The sequence below is a fragment of the Ferrimonas sp. YIN67 genome, from assembly GCF_057219095.1.
Map to the genome: position 1 here is coordinate 499,572 of NZ_JBXVVJ010000001.1, position 13,685 is coordinate 513,256.

Consider the following 13,685-nt stretch of genomic DNA (forward strand, 5'->3'; position numbering starts at 1 on the left):
CCCTAGTCAATGCACTCCCCATCCCTCTCGCATTCAAGCACCTCGATCTCTTCACAGGATAAGCGACGCAATATGGCGCAGTCCGGCGTCTCGTCATTGGCGCAGGAGTCGGCCAATTGAGCGAGCACCGTACGGATCTGACTGAGCTGGGCGATCTGCTCATCAATGGCTTGGACTTTCTCCACCACGGAGTCATGGACATCGTGACTGTGGCGGTTGGGGTTGTCGAGCAGAGCCAGTAAGATCCGGCACTCCTTCAGATCAAACCCCGCCGTTCGCGCACGCCGGATCAACCTGAGCCTCGCCAGTTGGCTGTCATCATAGTCCCGGTAGCCGTTGTCTTGCCGGGCGGGCGCTGGGATCAACCCGATGGCCTCATAGTGGCGCACGGACTTGGTGGTTAAGCCGGCTTTGTCGGCGATCTCGGCAATTCTCATCGTTGCACTCCTCTTTTAGCTTGACCTTACTGCAAGGGTAAGGTCTAGAGTCAAACTAAGCCAACAAGAGGGGACATTAAGATGCGCTGTTGTCTACTTATGCTGTTTGCCGGCATTGCACTGCTCTGGTGGTCAGGCTGGCCTCAACTTGCCCTGACTTTTGCCATATTCTTGCTGTTTGCCCTGGTCCTGATGCGCAAAAGCCGCTCTGGTGGCCGCAGTTGTTGCAGCGGCGAGCAACCAACCCAAGGGGAGCACGATGACAGAACGTAAAGCCGGATCGCACGGCTTGGCCCAACCCATAAGGAGTATCGAATTACTCATTGATGGCGCAACCTGCGCCAGCTGCGTCGGCAAGATCGAGTCTGCACTGAAAGCGGTACCCGGCGTGGCGACAGCCCAGATGAACTTCGCCCAGCGCACCGTCACCGTCACAGGCTCTGCCGCGTCCAATGATCTGATCGGCGCCATCGAGCAAGCCGGCTATCACGGCAGGTTGAGTGAAGCGGACAGTGACCATGCCGCCCTGACGGAAAAAGAAGCCGCAGATCTGGCCTACTACCGAAAGCTGATGCGTGAAATGGTCATTGCGCTGGCCTTGGGTGTGCCCCTGATGATCTATGGCCTGATCGGCGGCGATATGTCGGTCAACAGCACCAGCGCTCAGATCGCCTGGCTGCTGGTCGGCATTTTGACTTTCGGCGTGATGGCCACCTCAGGACGCCATTTCTATCTGGGTGCCTGGCAATCGTTTCGCAACCACTCGGCCAATATGGATACCCTCATCGCCTTGGGCACCGGGACGGCATGGCTCTACTCCATGGTGGTCGTCCTGGCCCCTCAAGTGGTGCCTGACATGGCCCGCCATGTCTATTTTGAAGCCACCGCCATGATCATCGGTTTGATCAACCTGGGACTGGCGTTGGAACTGAAAGCGCGGGGACGGACCTCCGCGGCGATCAAGCGGCTGATCGGCCTTGCGCCGAAAACGGCACGTGTCGTCCGTGATCATCAGGAGCTGGATGTCGCCATTGAGCAGGTTCTTCGAAATGATGTGGTGCGGGTTCGCCCCGGGGAAAAGATCCCGGTGGATGGTGAAGTGACTGATGGCCATACCAGTATTGATGAGTCCATGCTCACGGGAGAACCCATGCCCGTAGAGAAAGGGATAGGCGATGAAGTCGTGGCCGGAACCATCAACAAAACCGGCTCCGTGCTGTTTCGGGCCACCCGCGTCGGCAAAGATACCGCACTGGCCCAGATCATCCAGATGGTCAAACAGGCGCAGAATTCCAAGCCGCCCATTGGCCGACTGGCAGATCGGATCTCCGCCTACTTTGTTCCGACCGTGATGATCATCGCCGTCGTTAGTGCCTTGATCTGGTTGAACTTCGGCCCCAGCCCCATCGTTGCCTACGCCATGGTTTCAGCCACCACAGTACTGATCATCGCCTGTCCCTGTGCCCTGGGTCTGGCCACGCCCATGTCGGTGATGGTGGGCGTGGGCAAGGCGGCAGAAGCCGGCGTATTGATCCGCAACGGCGAAGCCCTGCAGACGGCGTCCAAGATCACCGCCATGATCCTGGATAAGACCGGCACCATCACCCAGGGGGCGCCAAAAGTGACCGAGATCCTCACCAACGAGGGCTTTGAGCAGGATGAGGTGCTGCGACTGGCGGCGACCCTGGAAAGTGGCTCGGAGCATCCGCTGGCCCAGGCCATTATCGAGTCCGGCCAGGAGCGGGGCCTGGCGATCGGTAAGGTGTCTCACTTTAGCGCCATCGCCGGGCACGGTGTCCAAGCCGAGGTTGAGGGCAAGACACTGCTGTTTGGCAACGAAAAGCTGATGCGAGATCGCGGTATTGCTCTGGATAACTTTGTAGAGCGCGGCCAGGCTCTTGCCGCCGAAGCGAAAACGCCTATGTACTTTGCCATTGATCAGACACTGGCGGCGATCATCGCCGTAGCGGATCCCATCAAAGCCGATTCCGTTGCGGCGATCCAACGACTGCAACACAGGGGGATCCGCGTCGTGATGCTCACCGGAGACAATCGAGCGACGGCGAAAGCGGTGGCCCGGCAGGCGGGGATCACCGAGTTTTTTGCCGAGGTGATGCCTGAGGATAAATCCGCCAAGGTACAGGAGTTGCAGAGGCAAGGAGAGATCGTCGGCATGACCGGCGACGGCATTAATGATGCGCCGGCGCTGGCAACGGCCAATGTCGGCTTTGCCATAGGGACAGGTACCGATGTCGCCATTGAAAGTGCAGACGTCACATTGATGCGTGGCTCCCTGCATGGCTTGGCCGATGCCATCGCGATCAGCCGTGCGACCCTGCGCAACATCAAGCAGAACCTGTTTGGCGCCTTTATCTACAACGTGGCCGGTGTACCCATCGCGGCGGGGATCCTGTATCCCTTCTTCGGTCTGCTGCTGAGCCCGGTTATCGCGGGGGCGGCCATGGCGTTCTCGTCGGTAACCGTGGTCACCAACGCCAACCGACTGCGTTTGTTCAAAGCTCAAGAGCACTGAACTCAGTGCCTGGACCGCTGCTCATTGGAGGCGATCATGATGTTGATTAATCTTGTCGGGATAGCGCTAATCGTAGGGATCCTATGGTGGTTCTGGCTCTATCAACCAAAAACCGAAGTGATGACAACAGAGCAGGTGATCAGGGTTGAGAATGGGATCTATAGCCCGGCGCGGATCCAGTTGCCCGCCGGAACACCAGTCAGCATTACTTTTTTGCGAAAAGACCCCTCGCCCTGCAGCGAAACTCTGTTGATCCCCGAACTGGAGATCAGCGAGATCCTGCCATTGAACCAGCATAAGGTGATCTCGTTGCCGGCGATCTCTGCCGGCGAATACGAGTTCCACTGCCAGATGCAGATGTACCGAGGGCAGATCCTAGTGCGGGAAGAGAGGGGGTAAAAGACCGCTCAAAACGGCGGCCTTGGGGGCACTCGGCCACTTTTCAGTCATCCCCTCAGTGCCACAGCCACTGGCTGAGCAAATAGAGCACGACGACGCAGATGGCATTCACCACCACACCCACCCGCATCATGTCCGTTTGCTTGATATGACCCGAACCAAACATGATGGCGTTGGGCGGGGTCGCCACCGGCAACATAAATGCACAACTGGCACTGATCCCGATCAGTACCGCCAAGATAACCGGCGAGAGCCCCAGCACCTCGGCAACGGAGGCGAACACAGGCACCAGCAGGGCGGCACTGGCCGTATTGCTGGCAAGCTCGGTCAGCATGATGACAAACAGGATGATCGCCAGCATCAGTAAGGCAATACCGGCGTTGCCCATCAAGGCTATGATGCCATTGGCCATAAACACCGAAGTACCTGTGCTTTTCAGGATACCCGACAGGGTCAGACCGCCACCAAACAACAGCAGCACTCCCCAATCCGTCTGACGTTCAATCTGCTTCCAATTCGCCAGTCGAAAGACTCCGAGGGCAACAACCGCCGACAGGGCTACCAAGGTATCAAACTTGCCATCTCCCCCCAGAGCGGTAGAAAGAGGCTTGGAAAAGATCCACGCCACCACGGTTAACAGAAACACCACCAGTGTCAGCTTCGCCGAACGCGTCATTCCACGGGTTTCAGGCCGAAACTCGAACTTGTGGCTCAGATCCGGCCTCAGGATCAGATACAAAGAGAGCATCACCAAGGGCCAGAGGATCGCTACGGCGCTCAAGCCATACACCATCCAGTCGGCAAAACCCAGGCCCACCTGAGCCGCAGCGATGGCATTGGGAGGGCTCCCCACCAGGGTGCCGATCCCTCCGATATTGGCACTGTACGCACAGCCCAGAAGGACAAAAGTGTAGGTACGACGATGTTCACCCGGCTCCAGCTGAGACAGCATACCCAGGGCCAGTGGCAGCATCATCGCCGCCGTTGCAGAGTTGCTGACCCACATGGAGAGCACGCCGGTCGCGATAAACAGCAGCAAGCTGGCGGTTGCCAGCTTGCCCCCCGCCAGGCTCACCACCCTGTTGGCAATGCGCTTGTCGATCCCCTGCACGTGAAGAGCGGCAGCCAGGGCAAAACCACCGAAAAAAAGGAAGATAATGGGGTTGGCAAAATGACTCAAGGCATCAACTGTGTTGGTTAACCCCAGGGCAACGGCCAGGAGTGGCACCAGAACGGCAGTGATGGTGATATCGATGGCCTGAGTCAGCCAAAGCACGCCGATAAAGACCAACATGGCCAGGCCCTTATTGACTGCTGGTGCAAAGGGCAGCAGGGTGATCATCGAGAGAAACAGCAGGGTATTGATCCCCAGGATCAGCACGCGATGCTCGCGCCCTGCCCCCAAACGCTCCCTCCGCGCTGACATACCGTCTGAATCCATTATTTTCCCCTCAACTCGACCTCGCCCGTGACGAACTTCGGGCGGGAGTCGGTACCTCTCTATTGAAGCACAGAGTCCGTCATGACATAAACCCGGGAGGGTATTGAAAAACAAGCCTGGATTGCCCAGTGAAAGCCACCTTCTGGCAGCTTGCCCCCTGGCTGTCATGGTCAACGCCAAAGAAGCCTTGCCCCGGATCGCATCCTTGACTAATGCTCAACGCTCCACTTTTAGTGTGCCACTACACCCTGAACGTGTTACGGCTTCGCGTCGATACTTAGTCTTCAATGGCTTACGGACTTCATGCCGACCGGTTGCCTCAACTCTGAGGGAGCAACCAAGCGTGCGTACCAGACGCCATGGCGGGACTGAAAAAATACGGGGGTTGCCCGTGAATGGTCAGATTTTTGGGAGCGCTTAAACCATACCTCTGCATAAGCGACGCCCGAACATCAGGCACTTACCTGTAGTTTTGAACCATATGCGTGCATGGAATTAAAGCAAAAACCTGCATAGGGTTACGGCCACGGATTTGAGGTGATGAAGAGTAACACCATATCGGCTGGCCGGTATGGTGCTCGCTCTTCGTTCCGATGCAGGGGCGAATGATCAGCCACTCATCCACCATGGGCACAGGGACCACGTTCCTTCGCCCCGCCTCGATTGAACGCCATCACGCTCACTTTATCGTCGAGAAGTGCCGTTCCAAACACTCTGATAGCAGCGTTTCAAACTGCGCTTGGGTGTATAAGCCTAAGATCTCAGCCGCGGCCGATAACGGGATATTTTGCTGCTGTGCGGTACGGGCGATCTCGGCGGCCACGTCATAGCCCAGATCCGGGGCAAGCAGGGTGATCAGCGACAGATTGTTGCGCATGTTCGTCTCGATCTGCGCGTGATTCAGCGTCAGCCCGGCAATGCAGTGCGCGCTGAAGGCGTTGATGGCATCGGACAGCAAGTCGATGCTTTCCAACAGGTTGTGCAGGATCACCGGCCGATAGGTGTTCAGTTGCAACTGGCCGCTGGAGACGGCCAGAGACACCGTCAGATCGTTGCCGAAGATCTGCAGACACACCATGCTCAGCGCCTCACATTGGGTCGGGTTCACCTTGCCCGGCATGATAGAGCTGCCCGGCTCATTGGCGGGTAGGTGCCACTCGTTGAAGCCGCAACGTGGCCCACTGCCGAGCAATCGAAAATCGTTGGCCATTTTTTGCAGGTAGGCCGCCAACTGCTTTAACGCCGCGCTGTAACACAGCAGAGCGTCCTCACTCGATACCGCCGCGTACAAATTGGGGTGCTGGCTAAAGGGCAACTGATAATGCTCGGCCAACCGTGCGATCACCTGCTGGCCGAATTGCGCCGGCGCATTGGCCCCGGAGCCCACCGCCGTGCCCCCTAGCGCCAGTGAACACACCGCCTCCAGACTCTGCTCTATCGCGCTTCGAGCCGCCGTTAACTGGCTGAGGTAGGCCGAGAGTATCGATCCGGCACGGATGGGCAAGGCATCCATCAAGTGGGTGCGCCCGACCGTGTAAATAGAGTGAAACTCGGCCTGTTTTTGCGCCAGGATCCGCTCCATGTGGATCAGCGCAGGCAGCAATCGTTGCCGGGTTTCGGTGGCCACCAGGATATGCATGGCACTGGGAAACAGATCGTTGGAGGATTGCGATCGGTTGACGTGATCATTGGGGTGAATGGGCTGTCGCAGTGACTGTGGCTGCGCCCCGCCCTGGCCACTGTCCACCAAATAGCCGTTGGCCAGCGAGGCGATGACCTCATTGACGTTCATATTGGTTTGCGTGCCGGAGCCGGTTTGCCATATGCGCAGGGGAAATTGGGCCTCATGATCGCCCGCCAAAATGGCCTCACAGGCCAGCACGATGGCATCACACTGCTTGGCCGTTAGCCGTTGATGCTGGCGGTTGACCAGCGCACAGGCCCGCTTAATGGTGACCAACACGGCGATAAATCGCGGACTAAATCTGTGTTCGCCGATGTTGAAATAGCGCAGCGACGCTTGCGTCTGCTTGCCCCACAGGACTTCGCCATCCGCTGGCTGCGCATTGCTCTGGCACGGCGCACTGCTCTGGGACGGCGGGATCTCTGCGGCCTGTGCCTTTTTCGGGCCAGCGCCATGCTGGTGGCGCTTTTTCATCCCCGCCCCCGCATTTTCATCCCCTGCCCCGATTGGGCGAACAGAGTTGATCGGCCACGTAGGGCAAGATCCCCCCGGCGAAGAAATACGCCAGCTCACGCTCATTGTCGATCGCCAGCGTCACCGGGATCCTTTGTACTGCCGCCGGTTCAAGCGGCGATGGAGGGGCCGCAGCGATCTGCAGGGCGAGGATCTGCCGTGGTGCCAGCGCTTCAAACCCCTTGGCCGATGGCGCGGGTATGCTGATCCGCTCGTCGCCCCTGAGCTTTAGTGCAGCCAGATCGAGATCGGCGGGCAGCAGCAAGGGCATGATCCCCATCCCCACCAGATTGCTGCGGTGGATCCGCTCAAAGGAGCGTGCGATCACCGCCTTGATGTTCAACAGCAGACACCCTTTCGCTGCCCAGTCGCGGCTTGATCCGGTGCCATACTCCTTACCGGCAAAGATCACCAGCGGCACACGATGGGCGAGATAGTGTTGACTGGCCTGATAGATCGAAACCGGCGCTGGCGGCGCCGCCGCTTGCCCTTCCAGTCGGACCGATCCGCCCGGCGCGTTCCAAATGCGGGTGAAGCCCCCTTCCATCGGATCCACCAGGCGGTTCTTTAAGCGCCGATTGGCAAAGGTGCCGCGCACCATCACTTGATGATTGCCACGGCGCGCGCCGTAGCTGTTAAAGGCCTCGGTCTGCACCCCCTGACTCAGCAGATATTCGCCCGCCGGCGTCTGCGGATCGATCTGACCCGCAGGCGAGATATGATCCGTGGTGATGGAGTCACCCAAAATAGCCAGTATTCGGCCATCCACAATCGGCTCAGGAGGCGTGTTGCAAGCCACAAACGGGGCCTGGCGGATGTAGGTGGAGCTCGCTTGCCAGGGGTAGCACACCGCGTTGTCGGTCTTGAGCCCCTCCCAGGTGTCGTCACCAGTGCTCATGTTTGCATAGGACTGGCCGTAGAGCTCACGGTTGATCTGCGCCAGCACCGCCGCCACCTCGGCGCTATCGGGCCACAAGTCGTGCAGGAACACCGCATTGCCATCGCGATCCGAACCCAACGGCTCGGTGTCCAAATCGATGCGGGTATGGCCCACCAGAGCAAACGCCACCACCAGCGGCGGCGAGGCCAGCCAGTTCAAGCGCACAAAGGGATGAATGCGCCCTTCAAAGTTGCGGTTGCCGGACAGCACGCCACACACCTGCAGCTTGTCTTTGGCGATCACCGCCTCCAGTCCATCGTTGAGTGGCCCGGAGTTGCCGATGCAGGTGGTGCAGCCAAATCCCACCCGCTGAAAACCCAGCTGATCCAAATACCCCTGCAGGCCGGACTGATCCAGATAGCGCGCCACCACCTGAGAGCCGGGCGCCAGCGAGGTTTTGACATGGGGTTTGACCCTCATGCCTCTCGCCACTGCCGCCTTGGCCAGCAACCCTGCCAGCACCATCACCTGCGGGTTGGAGGTGTTGGTGCAGGAGGTGATGGCGGCGATCACCAGATCGCCGTCGGACAGCACTTCGTCAGACAGCGCCTCATCGTCCGCGCCCACGCCCAGGCTTCTGGGCGAGTGCTCGCCCGCCAAGGCGATCTCATCCAGGGTCTTCTGCTTGATCGCCGCTAACGGCAGTCGGTCTTGTGGCCGCTTCGGCCCGGCGACACAGGGGACGATCTCGCCAAGATCAACCGTCAGGCTCTCGCTGTAGATCACCGGATTGGCCTGCTCACCCGGCTGATAGAACAAGCCCTGGGCATGGGCATAATCGCGCACCCGCTTCACCAGATCGGCGGGACGGTGGGTCAAGGTGAGATAGTCGATGACCTGATCATCGATGGGGAACAGCGCACAGGTGGCGCCATACTCAGGCGCCATATTGGCGATGGTGGCACGGTCCGCCACACTCAGGTTGGCCAGCCCCGCGCCGTAAAACTCAACGTACTTGCCCACCACACCGTGGTTTCTCAGTAACTCGGTCAGGGTTAACACTAAGTCGGTGGCGGTCAGGCCCGGCGCCAGCGCCCCCAGCAAATTCACCCCAACCACCCTGGGTGCGTTGAGGCTCAAGGGTTGGCCGAGCATGACGGCTTCGGCCTCGATGCCGCCAACGCCCCAACCGAGTACCCCTAGGCCGTTGATCATCGTCGTATGGCTGTCGGTGCCCACCAGCGTATCCGGAGACAGGACGCCATCCGCCTGGCGCACCACCTGAGCCAAATACTCGAGATTCACCTGATGACAAATGCCTCGGCCCGGCGGCACCACGGTCAGGTTGTCAAAAGCGCCTTGCGCCCACTTTAAGAACTGATAGCGCTCTCGGTTGCGTTCCATCTCCCGCTGCCGGTTGAAAGAGAGCGCATCGGCGGTTCCGGCCCTATCCACGATCACCGAGTGATCGATCACCAGATCGACCGGACACAGCGGATTGATCCGTTTGGCATCGCCCCCTTTGGCGTGCACCGCATCGCGCATCGCCGCCAGATCGACGATCGCCGGCACACCGGTATAGTCCTGCATCAGCACCCGGCTGGGGAAAAACGAAAACTCAAACGCCTGTGATGCGTTCCTCGCGCTGAGCTGCTGGATGATCTTGGCTTGGTCGTGATCCCCCGGGCCATGCCTCATGACGTTTTCCAAAAACAGCCGCACGATAAACGGTTGCTGTTCGAGCGAGAAGTGGTGATCCTGCGCCAGTTTCGGCAGCGACCAATAACGCCATGTTTCACCGTCGCTGACGTGCTCGGTCAAATAGCGTTGGCGCCATTGCAGTGCTTGTTTAGACCTCATGATCTTTGGCCTCTATGGATCGTCGCTCAAGGGAAGTCTGCTCTGCGCCCGTTGGGCACTCAGTTCGCGCAAGCGAAGACGGCGTGAAGTAACGCAACAAAGTCAGGCCAAACAGCGCCGACGCAACCGACGCAAGCAAGATGGCCAGTTTCACGGCGTTGATCTGCTCCGGGCTATACGCCAGCTCGGCGATAAACAAGGCCATGGTGAAACCAATGCCGGCTAACGCGCCACCACCGAGGATCAACCGCCAATTGAGATCCGGTGGCAAAGCCGCAACACGCAAGCGCACGGCCAGCCAGCTAAAGAGGAGAATTCCGACCGGCTTGCCGAGCACCAAACCCAGAAAGACCGCCATCATCAATGACGGCGTAAACGGCGTCTCAGTCAGCTGTACCCCCGCATTGGCCAGGGCAAATAAAGGCATCACGACAAAACCGACCCAGGGGTGCAGCAGCATTTCCAACCGCTCCACCGGAGAGAGCGCTTCGCGCGCCGCCGCTTCCGCCGTTTTCAACACCCGGCGACCGGGCGTATCCCCACTCCAATGATCGCCCGGCGGATAAGCCACCACACAATCCATGATGGTATGCAGACGATCATCGGTGACCCATTTACGGGTGGGGGTCATCAAACCGAGCACCACGCCCGTGACGGTCGGGTGAAGGCCTGACGCATCGACCGCCAGCCAGACCAATCCGCCGATCAGAAAAAACAGGGGAATACTGCGCACCCCGAGAAAACCGATAAGCCAGATCAACACCAAACCCAGCAAGGCCAGTCCGATAGGGAGCCAATGGATCTCGGAGCCGTAACCTATGGCCACCACGATAATGGCCCCAATGTCATCGACGACCGCGAGCGACAGCATGAAGATCCGCAAACTTTTCGGAATGCGCCGACCCAGCAGCGCCAAACAGCCGATCACGAACGCCGTGTCCGTTGCCATCACGGTGCCCCAGCCATGCTGGCCGGGCTCGCCAAATTGCAACAGCAGATAGATAAATGCGGGAAACAACATGCCACCCAGAGCGGCACTGATCGACAACATGGCCAGGCGCGGTTGACGTAACTCACCGAGCACCAGCTCACGCTTGAGCTCTAACGCGATTAAGAAGAAAAACAGGGTCATCGTGGCGTCATTCACCCAGCCATGCAGCGACCGTTCAAACACAAGGGTGCCGAACTTGATCCCAACTGAGGTATGCCACACGGCGGCAAATGGCTCACGCCAGGCAGAGTTGGCAAGCGCCAAAGCGAGCAACGTCGAAAAGAACAGGACCAGTCCTGCAGAGGCTTCGAGCTTAACGAAGCGCGTGACCGGGTGAATGATCCAATCGATGTGTTCCTTCGGCAGCTGAGTCGCATGACCCCGTTTCATCCAGGATGACTTGTTACCGTCGGTATTCATGATGACCGCGGGCCCGGCCCCGGTAAGCGCCGGTTATGATGACACACGGCTCCGCACACGCAGCACCTGCAACCGCGTGGATACTCACGCTCGCCATTGATCCACGGCATAGATCACTCCCGTGTACAGCAGAAACCCCACTTACTCAGTCTAGTCCCTTAGCCTCATCGTCCCTGCTTTGATGGGATTGGCCCCACTTCAACAGAAACCTGCAGAGCCAGCTTCTTATGGCTTGTGGCCTTAGGGTAAGGGGTACGATTTGCTGCTGGAGGATCGCTGAGGGGCATTCATGGCGTGTATTCGGACCTGCTGTAACACCGACTGAGGGATCTGGCCATGAGCCCGCTGGGAAAGGGTGTCTAATACCGCCCATGAACGCCGGACAGCTTCGCGTCGACACTTGGTGCCCAATGACTTACGGACTTCACGCCGACCAACCGATTGCTGGAGAGCAACAGGGACAGCTACACGTGCCCGACCTTTTTAACAAGAGTGACGCCATGACGGGGCTGAAATATATAAGGGGTATTCGCCGAGGATTGGCTTTGATTTGAGGGGGAGTTTGTAGCGTTTGAACCTGCCAAAGTGTACCACCTAGTGTATCACCAAAGGCTCTTCGGTATGTTTCGCTTGAATTTCAGAATCTTAGGAAAAGATTTGGGTGGCACCCCAGCCGCATCCCGGCACATGCGTCCTAAGCCGTGGCTGCTCCCTTCCGGGCCTGACCAGGGTAGACAAATTAGCATTGCGAGAGGACCGGGGCACCATAGAAAGGTGCGTCCGAGAACGCAGGGGCATTATCACTATCCCGACGATGCGATGCAAGTAAAGGCCGCCCTAAATGGCGGCCTTTGGGTGCATTCGCACACTTTTCGGTCAGCGCATTAGCTCCACAGCCACTGGCTGAGCAAATAGAGTACGACAACGCAGAGGGCATTGACCACTACGCCCGCTCGCATCATATCGGTTTGTTTGATATGGCCCGAGCCAAACATGATGGCGTTCGGTGGCGTGGCAACCGGCAGCATGAAAGCACAGCTGGCACTGATCCCGATCAGAACCGCCAGGATCACGGGCGAAACGCCCATCACCTCGGCGATGGATGCGAAAACCGGCACCAGCAAGGCGGCGCTCGCCGTATTGCTGGCAAACTCGGTGAGCATGATGACGAACAGGATAACCACCAGCATCAGTAACGCAATGCCGGCGCCCCCCATCATTTCCATGATGCCATTGGCCATAAATACCGAAGTGCCGGTACTCTTTAACACGCCGGACAGGGTCAAACCGCCACCGAATAAAAGCAACACCCCCCAATCAGTCTGACTTTCTATCTGCTTCCAGTTGGCCAGCCGCAGGACACCCAGGGCGACGACCGCCGACAGGGCGACAAAGGTATCAAACTTGCTGATCCCCCCCAGCGCCGCAGACAGGGGCTTGGAAAAGATCCAAGCTGCAACGGTTAACAAAAACACCAGGAGTGTCAGTTTCGCCGATCGGCTCATCTCCTGGGTCTCGGCACGAAACTCAAACTTGTGACTCAGATCTGGCTTAATCATCAGGTACAGCGCCAGCATCACCAAGGGCCAGAGGATCAACATGGCGATCAAGCCATATTCCATCCAGCCCGCAAAATCGAGGCCTACCTGGGCGGCCGCAATGGCGTTAGGCGGACTCCCCACCAGGGTGCCGATCCCACCAATATTGGCACTGTACGCACAGCCCAACAGGACAAAGACATAGGTTCGGCGATGTTCACCCGGCTCTAACTGAGACAACATGCCCAGCGCTAAGGGCAACATCATCGCTGCCGTGGCGGTGTTGCTGATCCACATGGAGAGCGCACTGGTCACAGAAAACAGCAGGAAGGTCGCCGTTGCCAGCCGCCCTCCCGCCAGGTTCACCACCTTACTGGCGATGCGCTTGTCGATCCCCTGCACATGCAGGGCGGCTGCCAGGGCAAAGCCGCCAAAAAACAGGAAGATAATCGGGTTGGCGAAGTTGGCCAGGGCCTTGGTGGTATCGGTCAGACCCAGCCCCACCGCCAAGAGGGGCACCAGAATGGCCGTGATGGTGATGTTAATCGCCTGAGTCAGCCAAAGCACCCCGATAAACAGGAGCATGGCCAGGCCTTTATTCACCTCACTATCAAACGGTAGCTGGGTGATCATCAAAACAAAAACCAGTAGATTGACAAGAAAAATCATGGCATTGCGATCAAGCCAAGTTCCACTGGCTGTCCATTCCTGAACCGTCTTGGTGTTTTCTGATTGCATCCGCTGTCCCTCTCATTGAGTGAGCTGTTCTCTATGCACATTCGTGGTCCGCCACGTTCGCGCATTGAAGCACAGTTAAACCAACGAGATAAGAGTCAAAAATGGTGTTAGACCAAAGGATGATTGCGTGAAACACCCACAAAGCGAACCCAGATCACCCAGGTAATTTCAGAGTATTACTCCACCAGAGCGGGCCATAGCAGTGGAAACAACCGGTCCAATTCGGCGATTCAAGCCGCCACAATCCACAC

General features: G+C 58.3%; 9 protein-coding genes, 1 other RNA gene and 1 pseudogene. 3 read left to right on the top strand and 8 right to left on the bottom strand.

The genetic code is table 11. The features are described 5' to 3' along the window. Window positions 1-2: 2 nt before the first annotated feature. The gene (locus tag AC2D8U_RS01865) at window positions 3-437 is read right to left on the bottom strand and encodes a MerR family transcriptional regulator (RefSeq protein WP_484617336.1); all 435 of its coding nucleotides are present in this window, start codon (window positions 435-437) and stop codon (window positions 3-5) included. A gap of 81 nt (window positions 438-518) precedes the next feature. On the opposite strand from AC2D8U_RS01865, the gene AC2D8U_RS01870 reads away from it, so the two are divergent. The 3 genes from AC2D8U_RS01870 to AC2D8U_RS01880 are packed head-to-tail and all read left to right on the top strand — an operon-like array spanning window position 519 to window position 3,369. Further along, window positions 519-710 carry a hypothetical protein gene (locus AC2D8U_RS01870; protein WP_484617337.1) on the top strand — a complete coding sequence of 64 codons (192 nt, stop codon included), beginning with the start codon at window positions 519-521 and terminating at the stop codon, window positions 708-710. Continuing rightward, window positions 697-2,970: a heavy metal translocating P-type ATPase gene (locus AC2D8U_RS01875; RefSeq protein ID WP_484617338.1), complete on the top strand. Its 2,274-nt coding sequence runs from the start codon at window positions 697-699 to the stop codon at window positions 2,968-2,970. The genes AC2D8U_RS01870 and AC2D8U_RS01875 overlap by 14 nt, the downstream gene beginning before the upstream one ends. 36 nt (window positions 2,971-3,006) lie before the next feature. After that, window positions 3,007-3,369 (top strand): cupredoxin domain-containing protein, encoded by a 363-nt coding sequence (locus AC2D8U_RS01880; protein WP_484617339.1) that lies wholly within the window; start codon window positions 3,007-3,009, stop codon window positions 3,367-3,369. Window positions 3,370-3,424: 55 nt separating this feature from the next. Here the strand turns inward: AC2D8U_RS01880 and AC2D8U_RS01885 are convergent, their stop codons facing one another. The 7 genes and pseudogenes from AC2D8U_RS01885 to AC2D8U_RS01915 form a co-directional block, all read right to left on the bottom strand. Further along, window positions 3,425-4,795: a DASS family sodium-coupled anion symporter gene (locus AC2D8U_RS01885; protein ID WP_484617340.1), complete on the bottom strand. Its 1,371-nt coding sequence runs from the start codon at window positions 4,793-4,795 to the stop codon at window positions 3,425-3,427. 694 nt (window positions 4,796-5,489) lie between these two features. After that, a complete protein-coding gene (locus AC2D8U_RS01890; protein ID WP_484617341.1) occupies window positions 5,490-6,968 on the bottom strand; it encodes a class II fumarate hydratase in 1,479 nt (492 codons plus the stop codon). A 16-nt stretch (window positions 6,969-6,984) separates the two neighbouring features. Then, window positions 6,985-9,747, bottom strand: coding sequence for an aconitate hydratase AcnA (gene acnA / locus AC2D8U_RS01895; protein WP_484617342.1), 2,763 nt, complete (start codon window positions 9,745-9,747; stop codon window positions 6,985-6,987). Further along, window positions 9,737-11,128: a Na+/H+ antiporter NhaA gene (gene nhaA, locus AC2D8U_RS01900; protein WP_484617343.1), complete on the bottom strand. Its 1,392-nt coding sequence runs from the start codon at window positions 11,126-11,128 to the stop codon at window positions 9,737-9,739. The genes acnA and nhaA overlap by 11 nt, the downstream gene beginning before the upstream one ends. Window positions 11,129-11,398: 270 nt before the next feature. Continuing rightward, window positions 11,399-11,617: pseudogene (locus tag AC2D8U_RS01905) on the bottom strand (DUF6538 domain-containing protein); the annotation flags it as partial. A gap of 205 nt (window positions 11,618-11,822) precedes the next feature. Further along, window positions 11,823-11,920, bottom strand: an RNA gene (ffs, locus tag AC2D8U_RS01910) — signal recognition particle sRNA small type. Window positions 11,921-12,042: 122 nt separating this feature from the next. Then, the gene (locus AC2D8U_RS01915) at window positions 12,043-13,434 is read right to left on the bottom strand and encodes a DASS family sodium-coupled anion symporter (protein ID WP_484617344.1); all 1,392 of its coding nucleotides are present in this window, start codon (window positions 13,432-13,434) and stop codon (window positions 12,043-12,045) included. Window positions 13,435-13,685: the final 251 nt, after the last annotated feature.